Below are 17955 nucleotides of genomic sequence, written 5' to 3' on the forward strand. Positions count from 1 at the left end.
ATGCGGCGCGCGTACACGGTCTGGGTCGTGGCGCTCGCCCTCTACTTCCTGGCGGTCTTCAGCCGCAGCTCCCTCGCGGTGGCGGGACTCGTCGCCACCGACCGGTTCGGGATCACCGCGGGCCAGCTCGCGACCTTCACGGTGCTGCAGCTGCTGGTCTACGCCGCGATGCAGATCCCGGTCGGGCTGCTCGTCGACCGGTGGGGGCCGCGCAGCGTCATGCTCACCGGAGCCGTGGTCGTGGGCCTGGGCCAGGCGGGCTTCGCGTTGGCGGACAACTATCCGACCGCGCTGGCGGCCCGTGTCGTGGTCGGGATCGGTGACTCCCTCACCTTCATCTGCCTGCTCCGCCTGACCGCCTCCTGGTTCCCGCCCCGGCGGATCGGACTGATGACCACCCTGAACGGGTCGATCGGTCAGCTCGGCGCGGTGCTGGCGGCCGTGCCGATGACGTGGGCGCTGGGCCATCTCGGCTGGACCAAGGCCTACCTGGTCTCCACGCTCGCGGCCGTCGTGATGCTGCTGATCGGCATCGCCGTGCTCGGCGACGCCCCCGGAGCGCGGTCGGTGCGAGGTGTCGCGCGGCCGCCGCGGGAGCTCCTCTCCGAGCTCGCCGTCTCCTGGCGCCACCCGGGCACCCGGTTGGCGTTCTGGCTGCACTTCACCACGCCGTTCAGCGCCAACGCGATGGCGATGCTGTGGGGGTTGCCGTTCTTCGTCCGCGCCGAGGGGCAGAGCGACCACGCTGCGGGCCTGCTGATCTCCACGATCACGGTGGCGGCCATCATCGGTGGTCCGGCGATCGGGTGGATGGTCGGCTACGAACCCTGGCACCGCTCCACCCTGGGGCTGATCCTGATCGGCGGCGCGATCCTGACCTGGACCGCCGTGCTGGCCTGGCCGGGCGAGGCGCCGTTGTGGCTGCTCGTCACCCTCGCACTCGCGGTCGGTCTCGGCGGCCCGGGGTCGATGATCGGCTTCGACGTCGCTCGCACCTCCAACCCGCCCGAGCGCTACGCCAGCGCCAGCGGGATCACCAACCAGGGCGGCTTCCTCGCCTCGCTGATCCTCGTCCTGGCCATCGGGTGGATCCTTGACTGGCGCTCGGGCGGCTCGGGGGCGGCGTACTCCGCCGAGTCCTTCCGCTGGGCGATGTCGTTCCAGTACGTGCTCTGGGCGGTCGGGGTCGTGCAGATCCTGCGCTTCCGGAAGCGGGCCCGTGTGGCGATGCCCCGGGCCGGTCTGGGTGCTTCGGTCACGGGGTGACAGGATCGTCCTGTTCGGGTCGGGCAAAACTAGAACAGGTGCTAGATTGTCCCTCCAGTCACTCTCCCGGGGCACGCCCGGGTGCTCAAGGGGGAACGATGCGGATCGCGCTGCTGTCCTATCGCAGCAAGCCTCATGTCGGAGGCCAAGGCATCTACATCCGGCGTCTCAGCCGGGAGCTGGTTGCGGCCGGCCACACCGTCGAGGTCTTCTCGGGTCAGCCGTACCCGGAGCTCGACGAAGGTGTCGCGCTGACCAAGGTCCCCAGCCTGGACCTGTACGCGCCCGGCGATGAGTTCCGGAACCCGAAGCTCTCGGAGTACCGCGACCTGATCGACGTCGAGGAATGGCTCCGGATGCGCTCCGGTGCCTTCCCGGAGCCGCTCACCTTCTCCAAGCGGGTGCTGAAGGTGCTCGCCCAGCGCAAGGACGACTTCGACGTCGTCCTCGACAACCAGACGCTCACGCCGGAGCTGCTCGAGATCGAGAAGCTCGGGCTGCCGCTGGTCGCGATCATCCACCACCCGATCACGATGGACCGTCGGATCGAGCTCGAGACCGCGCCGTGGGTCAAGCGGTCCGACAAGTGGTACTGGCCGTTCAACTTCCCGAAGTTCGGCGTGATGCGCTGGTACACGTTCCTGAAGTGGCAGAAGCAGGTCGCTCCGCACCTCAAGAGCGTGCTGGTGCCGTCGGAGTCCTCGCGGCGCGACATCATCCGGGAGTTCGACGTGAACCCCGACGCGATCACCACCGTGCTGCTCGGCGTGGACGACCGGTTCGTGCCGCCCACCGAGCCGCGGGTCAAGGGCCGGCTGCTCGCGATGGCGAGCGCCGACGCCCCGCTGAAGGGCATCCACATCCTGCTCGAGGCGATGGCCAAGCTGCTGACCGAGCGCGACCTCGAGCTGGTGCTCGTGACCAAGCCCAAGGAGGGCGGTGTCACCGAGACGCTGATCGAGAAGTTCGGGATCGGTGACCACGTCACCTTCGCCAGCGGGCTGACCGACGACGAGCTCGTCGCGCTGATGGGCTCGGCCGAGCTCGCCGTCGTGCCGTCGCTGTACGAGGGCTTCTCGCTCCCGACCGCGGAGCTGATGGCCTGCGAGACCCCGCTCGTCGTCTCCCGCGCTGGAGCGATCCCCGAGGTCGTCGGCCCCGACGGGCTGTGCGCCGACGTGGTCGAGCCCGGCGACGTCGGCGAGCTCGCCGGAGCGATCGCCGCACTGCTCGACGACCCCGAACGGCGTGCCCGGATGGGTGCCGCCGGTCGCGTCCGGGTCCAGGAGCTGTTCAGTTGGAGTGCCGTGGCGGAGAACACCGCCGTCGTACTCGCCGATGCCATCACGTCTCAGGAGGACGCCCGTGCTGACCGTTGACTTCGACCGCCTCGGCCTGCAGCCGGGCGAGCGCATCCTCGACATGGGTGCCGGCGCCGGCCGGCACGCGTTCGAGGCCTACCGCCGCGGTGGCGACGTGATCGCCTTCGACATGGACGCCGACGAGCTGGCGAACGTGCGCGACCTGTTCGTCGCGATGAAGGAGGCCGGCGAGGTCCCCGAGGGCGCTGAGGCCGACGTCAAGGAGGGCAACGCGCTCTTCCTCCCGTTCGCCGACGGCGAGTTCGACCGGATCGTCTGCTCGGAGGTGCTCGAGCACATCCACGCCGACGTCGACGCGATCAAGGAGCTGATCCGGGTGCTGCGCCCGGGCGGGACGATGGCGGTCTCCGTGCCGCGCTGGCTGCCCGAGGTGATCAACTGGCGGCTCTCCGACGAGTACCACAACGCCACCGGCGGCCACATCCGGATCTACACCGACCACGAGCTGATCGACAAGGTCACCAAGGGCGGACGGTTCAACGACGGCACCAACGGTGACGCGATGATCTTCACCGGCAAGGAGTACACCCACGGGCTGCATGCGCCGTACTGGTGGATCAAGTGCGCGGTGGGCGTCAACAACGACGAGCACCCGGCCGCGAAGGCATACCACAAGCTGCTGGTCTGGGAGATCATGAAGCAGCCCAAGGTGCTCCAGGCCGCCGGCAAGGTGCTCGACCCCCTGATCGGCAAGTCGATGGTCCTCTACTTCACGAAGCCGGAGTAGGACTGGTGCTCACCCTTCCGTCGGTCGACGGGATCCTGACGCAGGACGACGTGCGGGCGACCGCCGCGTCGATCGCTGCCGTCCAGGATCGGCACGGCTTCCTCTCCATCGGGGACGAGCACGCCGACATGTGGAACCACGTCGAGGCGGCGATGGCCTGTCTCGTCGGGGGAGAGGTCGAGGCCGCTGAGCGCGCCTACCTCTTCATGCCACAGTTCCAGCGCGCCGACGGATCGTGGCCGAAGCAGATCGTCGACGGCGTCGTGGTCGACGACCGCGGCGAGGTGAACATGAGCGCCTACCTCGCGGTCGGCCTCTGGCACCACTGGCTGGTCCGTCAGGACCTCGACTTCGTGCGCCTGCTCTGGCCGAACGTGCGCGCCGCGCTCGACTTCGTCGTCGGGCTGCAGAAGCCGTTCGGTGGGATCCAGTGGACCCCGGTCGACGACATCTGCCTGCTCACCGGCAACGCGTCGATCCACCACTCGCTGCGCGCGGGCGTCGCCCTCGCCGACCTGCTCGGCGAGCCGCAGCCCGAGTGGGAGCTGGCCGGCGGCCGGTTGGCCCACGCCGTCCGGGAGCACCGCGATCTGTTCGAGGACAAGGCGACCTTCTCGATGGACTGGTACTACCCGGTCCTCGGTGGTGCGGTCCGCGGGTCCGACGCGTTCGACCTGCTCGCGTCCCGCTGGGGAGACTTCGTGGTCCCGGGCCTCGGGGTGCGCTGCGTCGACACCAACCCCTGGGTCACCGGTGCCGAGACCTGCGAGCTGGTGATGGCGCTCGACGGCCTGGGTGACCACGACCGAGCGCTCTCCCTGTTCGAGGGCGTGCAGCGCCTGCGCCACACGGACGGCTCGTACTGGACCGGCTGGGTGTACGACGACGGCACCGGCGCTCCCGGTGAGCCGCGCGACGTCTTCTGGCCGGTCGAGCGGCCGACGTACACGGCGGCGGCCGTGATCCTGGCCGCCGACGCCCTGGGGGAGCGCTACGGCTCCTGCACCCCCGGCTCCGGCATCTACCGCGGCCACACCCTCGCCGCCGACTTCCCCGAGCTCGCCCTCGAGTGCGGCTGCCCCACCGTCGACACCGAGCTGGTCAAGGACTGACCCTTCCCCTTCCCTTCCTTCCCCCTTCGGGTCAGAAGCGGCGGAGGGCGCGCATCGAACCCGTGACCTCGACCTCCTCGAAGTCGCCGGAGGCGATCGCGGGGCGGTAGATCTGCTCGTAGGGGGCCTGGCCGCCGAGGGCGGGGTCGGTGAAGACGTCGTGGATCACCAGCAGGCCGCCGGGCATCACGTGGTGGGCCCAGCCCTCGTAGTCGGCGCGGGCAGGCTCCTCGCCGTGGCCGCCGTCGATGAAGAGCAGCGACAGGGGAGTCGACCAGAACCGGGCGACCGTGGTGGAGGCGCCGACGATCGCGATCACCTCGGCCTCGAGACCGGCACCGGCGATCGCGCGGCGGAAGAACGGCAGCGTGTCCATCCGGCCTGATCCGTCGATCAGCTCGGTGTCGTGGTGCTCCCAGCCGGACTGGTTCTCCTCCGAGCCGCGATGGTGGTCGACCGTGAACACGGTGCCCCCGACGGCGCGGGCCGCGGCGCCGAGGTAGATCGCCGACTTGCCGCCGTACGTCCCGACCTCGAGGACGGGGCCGTGCGGGAGACGCTCGCGCGCGAGCCTGTGGAGCATGGCGCCCTCGTCCTCGGGCATGAAGCCCTTCGCGGCGACGGCGTGGGCCAGCAGGTCCGCAGACATCTGGTCGGAGATCGGATTCGCGCTCACGAGCCGACACCCTAATGTGCGGCCTCCGCCTGCCGTTGAGCAGGTGAGACGTGCGTCACCTCGGACACGCCGTGTCGTTAAACCCCACGTGGCTTGCGCCACAGAATTAGAACGTGTTCTACTTTGGTTTCCGGTGATCAGCCGGACTGCGACGACGAGAGGTGGCCATGGCGGTGCGTGGGGGAGCCCTCCTCGAAGGACTCGGAGGCATCGGTCTGATGACCGCCGAGGTCGCGAAGGCGAGCGTCACCACGCGGTTCCAGTTCCGGGAGTTCATCGAGCAGGCATGGTTCATCATCAGCGTCACGCTGATGCCCTCGATCCTGGTCTCGATCCCCTTCGGCGCGGTCATCTCGCTCCAGGTCGGCAGCCTCACCGGCCAGCTCGGCGCCCAGTCCTTCGCCGGCGCGACCGCGGTCCTCGCCGTCGTCCGCGAGGCAGCGCCGATCGCTGCCGCGCTGATCATCGCCGGCGCCGCCGGCTCCGCGATCTGCTCCGACCTCGGCTCGCGCAAGATCCGCGAGGAGATCGACGCCATGGAGGTCCTCGGGGTCGACCCCGTCGCCCGCCTGGTCACCCCGCGCGTGCTGGCCTGCTTCTTCGTCGCGATCATGATCAACGGGATCGTGGTCGCCGCCGGCATCCTCGGCGCCTACTTCTTCACCGTCATCGTCCAGGGCGGATCGGCAGGCGCCTTCCTCTCCTCGTTCACCGCGCTGGCCTCGATCAACGACCTCTGGATCGGCATGGCCAAGGCCGGGATCTTCGGCTTCCTCGCCGCCGTGGTCGGCTCCTACAAAGGCCTCTCCGCCGGCGGTGGCCCCTCCGGCGTCGGCCGCGCCGTCAACGAAGCGGTGATCATCGCGTTCATGCTGCTCTTCGTCCTCAACTCCCTGATGACGGCGCTCTACTTCCAGATCGTCCCCCAGGACGGCCTCTGATGAGCCTGATGCGGGCCGCCGGCCGGGCCTCGACGTCGGCCGCGAGCGGCGTGGTCAAGAGCCAGCGCGGCAAGCTCGAGGAGTACGGCGACCAGCTGCTGTTCTACGTCCGGGCCCTGGCCTGGGCACCGCACACGATCCGGCACCACCGGCGTGAGGTCTTCGCGATCCTCGCCGAGGTCGCCTTCGGGGCGGGTGGTCTGACCATGATCGCCGGGACGGCCGGCGTGATCGCGTTCATGGCCTTCTTCGCTGGCACCGAGGTCGGCGTCCAGGGCTACGCCTCGCTCTCCCAGATCGGTGTCGCCAAGTTCACCGCGTTCGTCTCGGCGTTCTTCAACACCCGCGAGGTCGCCCCGCTGATCGCCTCGATCGCGCTGGCCGCCACCGTCGGCTGCGGCTACACCGCGCGGCTCGGCGCGATGCGGATCTCCGAGGAGATCGACGCCCTGGAGTCGATGGGCATCCCGTCCCTGCCGTACCTGGTCACGACCCGGATGCTGGCCGGCTTCCTCGCCGTCATCCCGCTCTACGTGGTCGCGCTGACGGCGTCGTACCTCTCGCCGCGGCTGATCACGACGCTGCTCTACGGCCAGTCCGCCGGCACCTACGACCACTACTTCCTGGCCTTCCTGCCGCCGCAGGACATCCTCTGGTCGTTCTTCAAGCTGATCATCCTGGCGGTCGCGATCATCCTGGTGCACTGCTACTACGGCTACACCGCCTCCGGTGGTCCGGCCGGTGTCGGTGTCGCGGTCGGTCGAGCCATCCGGACCTCGATCGTGACGGTCGTGGTGGCCGACTTCTTCCTCAGCTTCGCGATCTGGGGCTCGACCACCACGGTCCGGATCACGGGCGGAACGTGAGGGTCGCGACGTGTTGATGTTCGTCCAACGCGACACCCGTGCCGAGCACAACCGGCTGGCGGTGTCGGGGATCGTGTTCCTGGCCGTGATCGTGCTGCTGATCGGCCTGTCCATCGCGGTCTACCAGAAGGCGTTCACCCCGGTCACCTGGGTGACGGTCAAGGCCGAGCGCGCCGGCCTGCAGCTGCCGAAGTTCGGCGACGTCCGGATGCACGGCATGGTGATCGGGCAGATCCGGGACGTCACCCAGGACGGCAGCCAGGCCGTGATCAAGCTCGGCCTCGACCCCGAGCGCGCCAAGCAGGTCCCGGCCGACGTCACCGTCGCGATCAAGCCGACCACCCTCTTCGGCCAGAAGTACGTCGAGTTCGTCGTGCCGACCGCGGCCGACGGGGCCAGCACCGGACCGATCGGGATGGCCGAAGGCACCGTCATCCCCGCCTCGCGGGTCACCACCACCGTCGAGCTGCAGAACGTCCTCTCCCGGCTCGACACGATCCTGACGGCGGTGCGCCCCCAGGACCTCAACATCACCCTGCACGCCCTCGCCACCGCCCTGTCCGGGAACGGCGCCAAGCTCGGCCAGACGATCGAGAAGCTCGACGGCTACCTGCGCACGATGAACGTGCACCTGCCCACCCTGACCGACGACCTGAACCGGTTCGCCGACGTGGCGCACACCTACGCCCTCACCGCGCCGGACCTGCTCGACGTGCTCAACAACGCGACCACCACCGCCACCACCGTGGCGAACCAGAAGGCCCAGCTCGCCGGGATCTTCTCCGCCGTCACCGGCCTGTCCGGCTCGGCCACCACGCTGCTCAAGCAGAACGAGCAGGGGATCGAGGTCGAGAGCCGACTCGCGGTGCCGCTGCTCAAGCTGCTCGACACCTACTCCCCGGAGTACCCCTGCCTGCTCGGCGGCCTGGACAACAACACCTACGGCCTCAACCAGACCTTCCGTGACTCCCGGGTGCGACAGACGATGAGCCTGGGTGCGGCCCAGCGTCCGGCCTACACCCCGCAGGACCGGCCGATCTACGGCGAGATGGGTCACGGACCGTGGTGCCTCGGACTGCCGAACAAGCCGATCATCGGCCGCCCCGCGATCAAGGACGGCACCGAGGACAACCCGGCCCAGCACTTCCTGCAGGGGGTGCCGTGATGACCGCGACCGCCACCACACCCACGCCGACGAGCGCGACCGCGAGCACGCACCAGGTGGTCGACCCGCGCAACGCCCGCACCATCTCGGCCGGCATCAAGCTGGCGATCTTCCTGGTCGTCTCGGTGCTCGTCACCGGCACCCTGGCCGCGATCATGGGTCGCCTCGGCGGCTCGGACCGCAACGAGTACCACGCGATCTTCAGCAACGCGAGCCAGCTGCGCAGCGGCGACGACGTCCGCGTCGCCGGCGTCTCGGTCGGGCAGGTCAAGGAGATCGTGATCACCCCGGACCACCAGGCCGAGGTCACTTTCGTCGCCGACGCCGGGGTGCCGCTGACCACCGGGTCGGGGGCGCAGATCCGCTACCTCAACATCGTCGGCGACCGCTACCTCGCGCTCACGCAGGGCACCGCCGGGGCACCGAGCCTGGCTGCCGGTGGCACCATCCCGGTCGGCCAGACCCAACCGGCGATCAACCTCAGCGAGCTCTTCGACGGCTTCCAGCCGCTCTTCCAGGCGCTCAACCCCGACGACGTCAACACCTTGGCCGGCAACCTGATCAAGGTGCTCCAGGGCGAGGGCGGGACCATCGAGTCGCTCCTCTCCCAGACGGCGTCGCTGACCAGCGCCCTGGCCGACCGCGACCAGCTGATCTCCAGCGTGATCACCAACCTGTCGACCACGCTCGGCACCGTCGACGCCCACCGCACCGAGCTGGGCGAGCTGATCACCCAGCTGAGCAACTGGATGACCGACCTGGCCGGCGACCGCGGCGCGATCGGTGACTCGGTCACCCAGATCGGCGAGCTGACCGACTCGCTCGCCGGGCTGCTCACCAACGCCCGCCCGTGGACCAAGGCCGACATCGTGCAGCTGAAGAAGGTCATGACGATCCTGAACAAGCCGGCCAACCAGGCCGTGATGGACGAGACGATGAACCGCCTGCCCGAGACGCTCAAGGCGCAGGCGCGGATCGGCACCCACGGCAGCTGGTACAACTACTACCTCTGCGACTTCGACATGAAGCTCGTGCTGCCCAAGCTGGGCGCCGCACTGGACAACTCGCCGGTGATGAAGGCCCTCCAGGAGCAGCTCAACAACCTCGCGATCTACAGCACGGCCGAACGGTGCGTGCCCTGATGGCCACCCACACCCCCGCCCAGATGCGACGCGTCGGGATGATCACCGCCGGTGTGCTGGTCGTCCTGCTGATCGCCGTGTTCAACCTGCAGCACCTGCCGGGCATGCAGGGGACGACGTACCACGCGGAGTTCTCCGACACCTCCGGTCTGCACGTCGGTGCCCGGGTCGAGGTCGCCGGGATCCGCGTCGGCCGGGTCGACGAGATCGGCATCGACGGGGACAAGGTCCGGGTCGCGTTCGACGTCGACGGGACCACGCTCGGCACCGACACCACGGTCACCATCGAGGTGCTCAACCTGCTGGGGGAGAAGTTCCTCAACCTCACTCCGAAGGGCACCACGGCGCTCGCCGCGGGTGCGACGATCCCGCTCAAGCAGACCGCCGCCAGCTACGACATCGTCTCCACCCTCGACCAGCTCACCGAGACCAGCGAGGGGATCAACACCGACCAGCTGGCCGACTCGCTGACGCTGCTGGGTGACACGCTGCAGCAGTCCACGCCCGAGATCCAGGACAGCTTCGCCGGCATCGCGCGGCTCTCCCGCACGATCGCGGCCAAGAACGACGACCTGTCCACGCTGCTGACCAACGCCCGCTCCGTGGTCGACCTGGTCAACAACCACAAGGGTGAGCTCGTCACCCTGATGAAGCAGGGCAACCAGATCTTCACCACCCTCATCCAGCGTCGCGACGACATCCACCAGCTGCTCGTCACCGCCACCGCGATGGCGACCCAGCTGCGCGGTCTGGTCAAGGACAACGAGAAGACCATCGGCCCGGCGCTCGACGAGCTGGAGAAGGCGATCGACTTCCTCAACGCCCGCAAGCAGCAGCTCAGCGACACCGTGAAGTACTACGGGCCGTACGCCTCGATCCTGACCAACATCATCGGGTCCGGTCCCTGGTTCGACGCCTACGTGCCCAACCTGGGTGGCATCGCGACCGGGGAGTTCATCCCCGGTTACCGTCCCGGGATGGAGCGCTGAGATGGCCCTGCGCAAGCCCAGTCCCAAGGTCAGCCCGAAGATGATGGCCGCCATCGGCGTGCCGCTCGCCCTGGTCGCGTTCCTGCTGATCCCGTTCGGGGGAGGGGAGCGGACCGTGACCGCGCACTTCTCCAACGCGATCAGCATCTACGCGGGATCCGAGGTGACGATCATGGGGGTGCGGGTCGGCACCGTCGACTCGGTGACGCCGGAGGGCAGCACCGTCAAGGTCACCATGACGTACGACGACGCGTACAAGCTGCCGGCCGACGTGAAGGCCGCCCTGGTCACGCCCACGCTGGTCTCGGACCGCTACGTCCAGCTGGTGCCGGCCTACAGCGGCGGCCCGACCCTGGCCGACCACGGCGACATCCCGGTGGAGCGCTCGGTGACGCCGGTCGAGGTCGACGAGATCTACTCCAGCCTGCAGCAGCTCACCGACGCCCTCGGACCGAACGGCGCCAACAAGGACGGCGCGCTGAGCAGCGTGCTGCACGACAGCGCCGGCGCGCTCAAGGGCAACGGCCAGGTCGGCCACGACATGATCCGTGACCTCTCCGCAGCCGCCGAGACGTTGGGCGGCAACTCGGAGAACCTCTTCGCCACCGTCGAGGCACTCTCCTCCCTGACCGCGACCCTCCAGGAGAACGACACCACGGTGTCGGCCTTCCTCGACCAGCTCTCCACCGTCTCGACGCAGCTGGGTGGAGAGAGCGACGACCTCGAGACCGCACTGGCGGCGATCGCCGACGCCGTCCAGGTCACCCGCGGCTTCGTGACCGACAACAAGGGCCGCGTGATCGAGAACCTGACCAAGCTGAGCACCACCCTCGAGGTGCTGGCCAAGCAGAAGGAGTCCCTCGGGACGACCCTCCAGCTGGCCCCGCTCGGGCTGGCCAACCTGGCCGACGGCTTCGACACCGTCTCCGGCACCGAGGGCGCCCGGTTCCAGTTCGGGCCGCTGGCCTCCGACCTGCCCGGCGTGCTGTGCAACATCATCTCCGTCGACAAGGTCCCGGCCGCGACCCAGCTGTGCGCCCTGATCAAGGCGTTGGTCCCTGCCGCCGTGACCAACGACATCGGCGCCGGGGTCACCGACGCCTTCGGCCTGCACGGCATCCCTGGCCTGCAGAGTGGCGGGATCGGCTCCCTCGCCGACCAGGTCTCCGGTTCGCAGACCAAGAAGGGGAAGAAGTGAGCCGGCCGCGCAGCGCCATCGGCGCGCTTCTCGCGCTCCTGCTCGCCGCCGTCCTGAGCGGGTGCGGGTCCATCCAGGCCTACGACCTGCCGCTTCCGGGCAAGCCGGTGAAGGCCTCCGACGGCTACCGGGTCACCGCCGAGTTCGCCGACGTCGTCGACGTGGTGCCGCGCACCATCGTGATGGCCAACGACGTCGCCGTCGGCCAGGTCGAGTCGGTCGAGCGCACGGGCTGGAACGCGAGCATCGAGATGACGATCCGCAAGGACATCGTGCTCCCGGCCGACGCCGTCGCCTCGATCAAGCAGACCAGCCTGCTGGGGGAGAAGTACATCTCGCTCACCGCCCCGACCGGCTCCACCGTCGAGACCGCCGGCCGACTCACGGACGGCGCCCACATCGGGCTGGACCGCTCCGGCCGGAACCCGGAGGTCGAGGAGGTCCTCGGCGCGCTCTCGTTCCTGCTCTCCCGCGGCGGTGTCGGTCAGCTCAAGACGATCAGCACCGAGCTCAACGCGATGATGGAGGACCGGCAGGGCCAGATGCGCGACGTCCTCGGGCAGCTGCGCACGCTGGTCACCTCGCTCAACTCCAACCGTGGGTCGATCATCGAGGCGATGACCCAGGTCGACCGTCTGGCGAGGACCTTGAACGCCGAGACCGGAACGATCGCGAACGCGCTCGACTCCTTCGGCCCGGCGCTCGAGGTGCTGCACGACCAGCACCGCGACCTGATGACGATGCTGACCTCGCTGGACAAGCTCTCGAAGGTCGCGACCCGGGTGATCGACACCAGCGGCGACAACCTCGTGGCGGCACTGCGCCACCTCCAGCCGACCCTGACCAAGCTCGCCGAGGCCGGCGACTCGTTGCCCCGCGGTCTGATGATGGCGGCCAGCTTCCCCTGGCCCAAGCAGGCCGAGGACCTGGCCCGGGGCGAGTACTCCAACGCGCTCTTCCACCTCGACATCGACCTCAACCAGGTGGTCAGCGGCCTCCTGACGGGGCAGAACACCGGTCTGCCGCAGGTGCTCCAGCTCTGCCGCACCTACGCCCAGGGCTGCGAGGCCATCCAGCCGCTGGTCGGCGCGCTGTGCGACCTGCTGCACGAGGACCTGGTCTGCTCCCTGGTCGGCAAGCAGGACACCGGCGGCCCGCTCAAGGGCCTCGGGATCACGATCAAGGGCAAGAACGCCGACGGCACGCCCGCCACCCTGACCGACGTGCTCGGCCAGATCGTCGGCCAGACGGTCGGCGGCGTCACCGGGGGACTGGGGCAGCTGCTCGGTGGGCTCGGCGGGCTCGGCGGAGCGCAGTCAGGGGGGAAGAAGTGAACGTCAAGCTCCGACTGGCCCTCTTCGCCACCCTCGCCGTGGTCGGCATCGCCTACATCGGCGGCACCTACCTCGGCGTGGTCGACAAGCTCCTCGGGCGCAACCTGAGCGTCGCCCTCGAGCTGCCGTCCTCCGGCGGCCTCTACGTCGGCAGCGAGGTCGACTACCGGGGCGTCAAGGTGGGCCGGGTCTCCGAGATGGAGCTCACCCCCGAGGGCGTCCGCGTGATCATGACCCTCCAGCACGGCACCGAGGTGCCGAGGGACGCGAAGGTCCAGGTCGCCGACCTGTCCGCCGTCGGCGAGCAGTACGTCAACTTCCTGCCCGCCGAGGACTCCGGCCCGTGGCTCGCCGACGGGTCGGTGATCCCGGCGAGCCAGGCCAGCCTGCCGCCGTCGACGGACAAGCTGCTCACCTCGTTGGACAGCTTCACCACCTCGGTCGACCCCGACGACCTCGCCACCGTGGTCAGCGAGCTCGGCACGATGTTCGCCGGGAACGCCGAGAACCTGCGCACCCTGGTCGACTCGGGCAGCGAGTTCGTCGACGAGGCGGTCGAGCACCAGGACGCCACCATCGCGCTGCTCACCACCGGTCAGCAGGTGCTCAAGACCCAGCAGCGGCACGCCGGCGACATCCGCAGCTTCGCCGCCGGACTGAAGAAGCTGACCGGCTCGCTCAAGCGCTCGGACCCGGAGTTGCGCTCGATCCTGCAGGGCGGACCCGCCACGGTGAAGCAGGTCCAGTCGCTGGTCGACGGGCTCAACCCGGTGCTCCCCGTCTTCATGTCCAACCTGATCACCACCAACCAGGTGCTGACCGCCCGACTCCCTGCCGTCGAGCAGGTGCTGGTCACCTTCCCGATCGTGGTCAAGAACGGCCTGATCGGGACCCCGGGTGACGGCTACGGCCACATCAACCTGCAGTTCACCTACACCGCGCCGCCGTGCACGAAGGGCTACATGCCGCCGAACCAGTGGGCGCTCCCGAGCGACCTGAGCAAGGGTGAGGCCTATCAGGCCAAGTGCACCGACGCGCGGGCGCAGCCGGGCTACACGGGCAGCGACCCGATCGTGCAGCGCGGCGTGAACATGGCGCCGGCGGTCGACGACAGCGACCCGCTCTTCCACGTTCAGCCGTACGCCTCCCTCAACCGGAGGGCCACCACAGCCGATGGGTCCGCCGTGACGATCAACCCCACAGGTGCCGCAGCCGCCAACGCCGGCCCCCTCTCCATCCTCGGTACGTCGGCGTGGCAGTCGATCCTGATCGGACCGGTGCAGCGTGGCCGGTGAGTCGCGAGCCGCACGGGTGACCGTCCGGGTGCTGGCCGTGCTGGTCGTCCTCGCCGTGCTGGGGGCCGGCGCGATCGCCGTCCTCGGCGCCACGGCGCTGCCCTGGCAGACCGAGGCCGAGTCCCGGGTGGCCGACTACGACGCCGCCACGGCCGGCGCCGAGGCGGGCGTGCTCGCCTTCCTCGACGTCGACTACCACGACATGGACTCCCGGATCGAGACCGTGAAGAGCCTCTCGACCGGCACCTTCAAGGAGCAGTACGCCGCCGCGGAGACCGACCTCAAGGCCGCCGCCGAGCAGGCCAAGGCCGTCTCGAAGGGCAGCGTCTCCCACATCGGCATCAACCGGATCACCGACGACACCGCGATCCTGCTGGTGACCGCGAGCAACGTGGTCTCCAACCTGGACACCACCGACCTGAAGGCGTCGGAGGACTGCCCGCACGCGGGCGCCCGGTGCGACCAGTACCGGTTCATCGTCTCGGTGACGAAGGTCGGGTCGGACTGGCTCCTCTCCGACCTGGCAGGTGCGGCGTGAACGCGGTGAAGCCCCGGGTGCTGATCCCCGTCCTGTCGGTCGTGCTGGCGGTCGCGCTCGCGGCCGTCGTACTCCTCGGGCTCCGGGCGCACCACGACGACATCGCCCCGAACGGGGAGATCACCGCGTCGGGGGAGCGTGCCTCCGTGATGGCCGAGGCGGCCCGGCTGACCACGCTCGCGATGTCCTGGCGTGCCGCGCACGCCGCCGACGACCAGGCCGCGGCCAAGGCCGTGATGACGCCGTCGATGCAGAAGGAGTACGACGCCACCCTGCCGTCGGCCGACGAGCTGCCCACCCAGGCCGCGAACAAGGTCGAGGTGACGGCGGTGATCGCGCCGCTCACGGCCAGCACCGAGCAGCCCGAGACCTGCACCCCGCAGCAGTGTGCGGTCTCGCTGATCTCGGCGACCGAGGAGAAGGTCGTCGCGCTGCTGTACGTGAACCAGAGCGCGACCTCGACCAGCCAGAAGCAGACCGTGCTGTCCCCGACCTGGGAGCTCGTCACGCTCGTCCGCGACGGACACGCATGGTTGATCGACGAGATGGTGGCGCCCGGAACGCCGACGGCTGTAAAGTAGAACACGTTCTACCGCCCTGCCGTGGACTGGCCATGTGCGCCGGGCGACGTTTCGAAGGAGAGCCACCATGGTCAGCAAGGTGACCGTCGATTGGGACCTGTGCGAGTCGAACGGGATCTGCGAGGCACTCGTCCCCGAGATGTTCGAGCTCGACGACGACGACATGCTCCAGGTGAGTGACCCCGAGGTCACCGACGCCAACCGCGACCAGGTGCAGCGCGCCGTCGGCTCGTGCCCGAAGTCCGCGCTCCGGATCGTCGAGCAGGGCTGATGACGCTCCCCGGAAACCTGGACGGCAAGGTCGCGATCGTCACCGGCTCGGGTCAGGGTCTCGGGCGCTCCGAGGCGGTCTCGCTGGCTCGCGCGGGTGCGCGGGTCGTGCTCAACGACCTCACCGCCGACGCGGCCGCCGAGGCGGCCGAGGAGATCCGCGCCTTCGGTGGCGAGGTCGCGATCGCGCCCGGCGACGTCTCCGTCGCCGCGACCGCCGACCTGATGCTGTCCACTGCCCTCGACTCCTTCGGTGGCCTCGACATCGTGGTCAACAACGCGGGCATCACCCGCGACAAGATGTTCTTCAACATGAGCGACGACGAGTTCGACCTCGTCCTCGACATCCACCTGCGTGGACACTGGCTGCTCTCCCGGCGGGCCGGCGGCTACTGGCGCGACAAGGCCAAGGCCGACGGTGCTCCCGTGGACGCCGCGGTGGTCAACACCGCCTCCGAGGCCTTCCTCTTCGGGCCTCCCGGACAGGCCAACTACGCCGCCGCCAAGGCCGGCATCGTCGCGCTGACGCTGTCGACCGCGCGGTCGCTGGGTCGCTCCGGCGTGCGCGCCAACGCGATCTGCCCCCGGGCCCGGACCGCGATGACGGCCGAGGTCTTCGGCTCCGACCAGTCCGGCCTCGCCGTCGACCCGTACTCGCCCGACCACGTCGCGCCGCTGGTCACCTACCTCGCCTCCCCGGCCGCCTCGGCGGTCTCCGGCCAGGTCTTCGTCGTGTACGGCGGCATGGTCGCCCTGCTCGCGGCCCCGACCGTGGCAGCCCGCTGGGACGTCGACGGTCCGAGTGTGTGGGACGTCGACGACCTCGCCAAGTCGGTGGGGAGCTACTTCGAGGAGAACGACCCCGCGATCACCTTCGCGGCGGACCAGATCGGCAAGCTGACAGCACGAGGAGCACAGGCATGAGCGGACGTCTTGCAGGGAAGGTCGCCATCGTCACCGGTGGCGCACAGGGCCAGGGTGAGGCGATCAGCCGCTCCTTCGTCGTTGAGGGCGCCAAGGTCGTCATCGCCGACGTCGCCGACGAGCCGGGCACCCTGCTGGCCAAGGAGCTCGGCGACGCCGCGCTGTTCGTCCACCACGACGTCAGCTCGGCCGACTCCTGGACCGCGCTGATCGAGCAGGCCACCGAGGCCTTCGGTGCGGTGACGGTGCTGGCGAACAACGCTGGCATCCTGCGGTTCAACGAGATCATCAACCAGCCGATCGAGGAGTTCGAGCTGCTCTGGCGGGTCAACACGCTGGGCTGCTTCCTCGGGATCAAGGCGGTGATCGAGTCGATGACCGCCGCTGGCGGCGGGTCGATCATCAACGCCTCCTCGATCGAGGGCCTGGCCGGGATGCCGGTCGTGGCCGGCTACACCTCGACCAAGTTCGCGATCCGTGGCCTGACCAAGGCGGCCGCGCTCGAGCTCGGCGCCCGCGGCATCCGGGTCAACTCGATCCACCCCGGCATGATCGACACCGGCATGACCCGCGGCGTCGGCGCCGACGACGGTGCCATGGCCTGGGGTGCGTCCCGGGTCGCGCTCAAGCGGGTGGGGCACCCTGAGGACATCGCGCCGCTGTACGTCTACCTCGCCAGCGACGAGTCCAGCTTCGTCACCGGCGCTGAGATCGCGATCGACGGTGGCGCCAGTGCCACCCACGCGTTCGGCGGCTGACCGTCCACACACACAGAGAGACACCCCGCACGCCGAAAGGCGTGCGGGGTGTCTCTCTGTGTCAGGGCAGGATCAGGCGGACGGCGCGGTCGAGGTAGGCCTCGACGTCCTTCGCGGCCATCCGGCCGGTGACCCAGGAGACCAGGGCGGAGAGCCAGACGTCGGAGATGACGCGGATCAGCGCCGCCTCCTCCTCGCTGGCCTCGGAGTGGTCCGGGGTGCCGGCGATCGCGCGCGAGATCACCGCGGTCAGGCGCATGCCGACGACGTGGATCTCGTCGGTGACGGAGGCGTCGGCGAACATGAACGCCCGCACCATCGCCTCGGTGAGCTGCGGCTGGCGCTGCAGGCCCTTCGTCATCCGCGACAGGATGTACATCACGCGGTCGTGCGGGTCGTCGCCCGGCACCGCGCGGACCGACGTCCGGGCGTCGGTGCCCTCGAACTCACGACCGAGCGCCGCCACGAGCAGGTGGATCTTGGAGGGGAAGTAGCGGTAGAGCGTTCCCAGTGCCACGTCAGCGCGTTCGGCGACGCTGCGCATCTGCACCGCGTCGAAACCGCCTTCCGAGGCGAGCTCGATCGTCGCGTCCAGGATCCGGCGTCGCCGCTCCCGTTGCGCAGGCGAACCCGCCTTGGCACGGTCGACGTCCTCCGTGCTTGTCACTGCTGTCGTGCTCACGACGCTTCAGTCCTCCTCCGAGTGGATGTGGCATCAGGGTAGTTCGTCCTGAACCGCATTCATGAAACACGTTCTCGATTGCGAATGTGTTACAGATCATAAGTGAAAC

19 protein-coding genes are annotated in these 17955 nt (G+C 69.2%); 17 read left to right on the forward strand and 2 right to left on the reverse strand.

Annotated features, from left to right (window positions below; genetic code table 11):
- The 4 genes from ACZ5J1_RS05430 (at nucleotide 1) to ACZ5J1_RS05445 (ending at nucleotide 4487) form a co-directional block, all read left to right on the forward strand.
- On the forward strand, nucleotides 1-1266 hold the full coding sequence (locus ACZ5J1_RS05430) for an MFS transporter (RefSeq protein WP_464563247.1): 1266 nt from the start codon (nucleotides 1-3) through the stop codon (nucleotides 1264-1266).
- Between the two features lie 98 nt (nucleotides 1267-1364).
- Nucleotides 1365-2645, forward strand: a complete 1281-nt coding sequence (locus tag ACZ5J1_RS05435; RefSeq protein WP_464563249.1) for a glycosyltransferase family 4 protein — start codon at nucleotides 1365-1367, stop codon at nucleotides 2643-2645.
- The gene (locus ACZ5J1_RS05440; protein WP_464563251.1) at nucleotides 2632-3375 is read left to right on the forward strand and encodes a methyltransferase domain-containing protein; all 744 of its coding nucleotides are present in this window, start codon (nucleotides 2632-2634) and stop codon (nucleotides 3373-3375) included. The genes ACZ5J1_RS05435 and ACZ5J1_RS05440 overlap by 14 nt, the downstream gene beginning before the upstream one ends.
- Before the next feature lie 5 nt (nucleotides 3376-3380).
- Nucleotides 3381-4487 carry a prenyltransferase gene (locus tag ACZ5J1_RS05445; RefSeq protein ID WP_464563253.1) on the forward strand — a complete coding sequence of 369 codons (1107 nt, stop codon included), beginning with the start codon at nucleotides 3381-3383 and terminating at the stop codon, nucleotides 4485-4487.
- Nucleotides 4488-4518: 31 nt separating this feature from the next.
- On the opposite strand, the gene ACZ5J1_RS05450 is transcribed toward ACZ5J1_RS05445, so the two are convergent.
- Nucleotides 4519-5163 carry a class I SAM-dependent methyltransferase gene (locus ACZ5J1_RS05450; RefSeq protein ID WP_464563255.1) on the reverse strand — a complete coding sequence of 215 codons (645 nt, stop codon included), beginning with the start codon at nucleotides 5161-5163 and terminating at the stop codon, nucleotides 4519-4521.
- A gap of 167 nt (nucleotides 5164-5330) precedes the next feature.
- Here ACZ5J1_RS05450 and ACZ5J1_RS05455 point away from each other — a divergent pair, with 167 nt between their 5' ends.
- The 13 genes from ACZ5J1_RS05455 (at nucleotide 5331) to ACZ5J1_RS05515 (ending at nucleotide 17164) form a co-directional block, all read left to right on the forward strand.
- Nucleotides 5331-6104 carry an MlaE family ABC transporter permease gene (locus ACZ5J1_RS05455; protein ID WP_464563257.1) on the forward strand — a complete coding sequence of 258 codons (774 nt, stop codon included), beginning with the start codon at nucleotides 5331-5333 and terminating at the stop codon, nucleotides 6102-6104.
- Nucleotides 6104-6970: an MlaE family ABC transporter permease gene (locus tag ACZ5J1_RS05460; protein WP_464563259.1), complete on the forward strand. Its 867-nt coding sequence runs from the start codon at nucleotides 6104-6106 to the stop codon at nucleotides 6968-6970. Before ACZ5J1_RS05455 ends, ACZ5J1_RS05460 begins: the two co-directional genes overlap by 1 nt.
- A gap of 16 nt (nucleotides 6971-6986) precedes the next feature.
- Nucleotides 6987-8135 carry an MCE family protein gene (locus tag ACZ5J1_RS05465; RefSeq protein ID WP_464564720.1) on the forward strand — a complete coding sequence of 383 codons (1149 nt, stop codon included), beginning with the start codon at nucleotides 6987-6989 and terminating at the stop codon, nucleotides 8133-8135.
- Nucleotides 8135-9277: an MCE family protein gene (locus ACZ5J1_RS05470; protein ID WP_464563261.1), complete on the forward strand. Its 1143-nt coding sequence runs from the start codon at nucleotides 8135-8137 to the stop codon at nucleotides 9275-9277. Before ACZ5J1_RS05465 ends, ACZ5J1_RS05470 begins: the two co-directional genes overlap by 1 nt.
- Complete coding sequence (locus tag ACZ5J1_RS05475; protein ID WP_464563263.1) at nucleotides 9277-10266, forward strand: MCE family protein; 990 nt, start codon at nucleotides 9277-9279, stop codon at nucleotides 10264-10266. The genes ACZ5J1_RS05470 and ACZ5J1_RS05475 overlap by 1 nt, the downstream gene beginning before the upstream one ends.
- A 1-nt stretch (nucleotide 10267) precedes the next feature.
- The gene (locus ACZ5J1_RS05480; RefSeq protein WP_464563265.1) at nucleotides 10268-11464 is read left to right on the forward strand and encodes an MCE family protein; all 1197 of its coding nucleotides are present in this window, start codon (nucleotides 10268-10270) and stop codon (nucleotides 11462-11464) included.
- Nucleotides 11461-12798 (forward strand): MCE family protein, encoded by a 1338-nt coding sequence (locus tag ACZ5J1_RS05485; RefSeq protein ID WP_464563267.1) that lies wholly within the window; start codon nucleotides 11461-11463, stop codon nucleotides 12796-12798. Before ACZ5J1_RS05480 ends, ACZ5J1_RS05485 begins: the two co-directional genes overlap by 4 nt.
- Nucleotides 12795-14093 carry an MlaD family protein gene (locus tag ACZ5J1_RS05490; RefSeq protein ID WP_464563269.1) on the forward strand — a complete coding sequence of 433 codons (1299 nt, stop codon included), beginning with the start codon at nucleotides 12795-12797 and terminating at the stop codon, nucleotides 14091-14093. Before ACZ5J1_RS05485 ends, ACZ5J1_RS05490 begins: the two co-directional genes overlap by 4 nt.
- Complete coding sequence (locus ACZ5J1_RS05495; RefSeq protein WP_464563271.1) at nucleotides 14083-14631, forward strand: hypothetical protein; 549 nt, start codon at nucleotides 14083-14085, stop codon at nucleotides 14629-14631. Before ACZ5J1_RS05490 ends, ACZ5J1_RS05495 begins: the two co-directional genes overlap by 11 nt.
- A complete protein-coding gene (locus ACZ5J1_RS05500) occupies nucleotides 14628-15212 on the forward strand; it encodes a hypothetical protein (protein ID WP_464563273.1) in 585 nt (194 codons plus the stop codon). The genes ACZ5J1_RS05495 and ACZ5J1_RS05500 overlap by 4 nt, the downstream gene beginning before the upstream one ends.
- Nucleotides 15213-15279: 67 nt before the next feature.
- On the forward strand, nucleotides 15280-15483 hold the full coding sequence (locus ACZ5J1_RS05505; protein WP_464563275.1) for a ferredoxin: 204 nt from the start codon (nucleotides 15280-15282) through the stop codon (nucleotides 15481-15483).
- Entirely contained in the window at nucleotides 15483-16406 is a 924-nt protein-coding gene (locus tag ACZ5J1_RS05510; protein ID WP_464563277.1) for an SDR family oxidoreductase, read from the forward strand. The genes ACZ5J1_RS05505 and ACZ5J1_RS05510 overlap by 1 nt, the downstream gene beginning before the upstream one ends.
- Complete coding sequence (locus tag ACZ5J1_RS05515; RefSeq protein WP_464563279.1) at nucleotides 16403-17164, forward strand: glucose 1-dehydrogenase; 762 nt, start codon at nucleotides 16403-16405, stop codon at nucleotides 17162-17164. Before ACZ5J1_RS05510 ends, ACZ5J1_RS05515 begins: the two co-directional genes overlap by 4 nt.
- 61 nt (nucleotides 17165-17225) lie before the next feature.
- On the opposite strand, the gene ACZ5J1_RS05520 is transcribed toward ACZ5J1_RS05515, so the two are convergent.
- The gene (locus ACZ5J1_RS05520; protein ID WP_464563281.1) at nucleotides 17226-17831 is read right to left on the reverse strand and encodes a TetR family transcriptional regulator; all 606 of its coding nucleotides are present in this window, start codon (nucleotides 17829-17831) and stop codon (nucleotides 17226-17228) included.
- Nucleotides 17832-17955: the final 124 nt, after the last annotated feature.

The organism is Nocardioides sp. JCM 18999, from assembly GCF_055391175.1.

What these genes read in the sequence shown, in the direction of transcription:
- ACZ5J1_RS05430 (WP_464563247.1), top strand. Translation starts at nt 1, where the DNA reads ATGCGGCGCGCGTACACGGTCTGGGTCGTGGCGCTCGCCCTCTACTTC.
- ACZ5J1_RS05435 (WP_464563249.1), top strand. Translation starts at nt 1,365, where the DNA reads ATGCGGATCGCGCTGCTGTCCTATCGCAGCAAGCCTCATGTCGGAGGC.
- ACZ5J1_RS05455 (WP_464563257.1), top strand. Translation starts at nt 5,331, where the DNA reads ATGGCGGTGCGTGGGGGAGCCCTCCTCGAAGGACTCGGAGGCATCGGT.
- ACZ5J1_RS05460 (WP_464563259.1), top strand. Translation starts at nt 6,104, where the DNA reads ATGAGCCTGATGCGGGCCGCCGGCCGGGCCTCGACGTCGGCCGCGAGC.
- ACZ5J1_RS05465 (WP_464564720.1), top strand. Translation starts at nt 6,987, where the DNA reads ATGTTCGTCCAACGCGACACCCGTGCCGAGCACAACCGGCTGGCGGTG.
- ACZ5J1_RS05470 (WP_464563261.1), top strand. Translation starts at nt 8,135, where the DNA reads ATGACCGCGACCGCCACCACACCCACGCCGACGAGCGCGACCGCGAGC.
- ACZ5J1_RS05475 (WP_464563263.1), top strand. Translation starts at nt 9,277, where the DNA reads ATGGCCACCCACACCCCCGCCCAGATGCGACGCGTCGGGATGATCACC.
- ACZ5J1_RS05480 (WP_464563265.1), top strand. Translation starts at nt 10,268, where the DNA reads ATGGCCCTGCGCAAGCCCAGTCCCAAGGTCAGCCCGAAGATGATGGCC.
- ACZ5J1_RS05505 (WP_464563275.1), top strand. Translation starts at nt 15,280, where the DNA reads ATGGTCAGCAAGGTGACCGTCGATTGGGACCTGTGCGAGTCGAACGGG.
- ACZ5J1_RS05510 (WP_464563277.1), top strand. Translation starts at nt 15,483, where the DNA reads ATGACGCTCCCCGGAAACCTGGACGGCAAGGTCGCGATCGTCACCGGC.
- ACZ5J1_RS05515 (WP_464563279.1), top strand. Translation starts at nt 16,403, where the DNA reads ATGAGCGGACGTCTTGCAGGGAAGGTCGCCATCGTCACCGGTGGCGCA.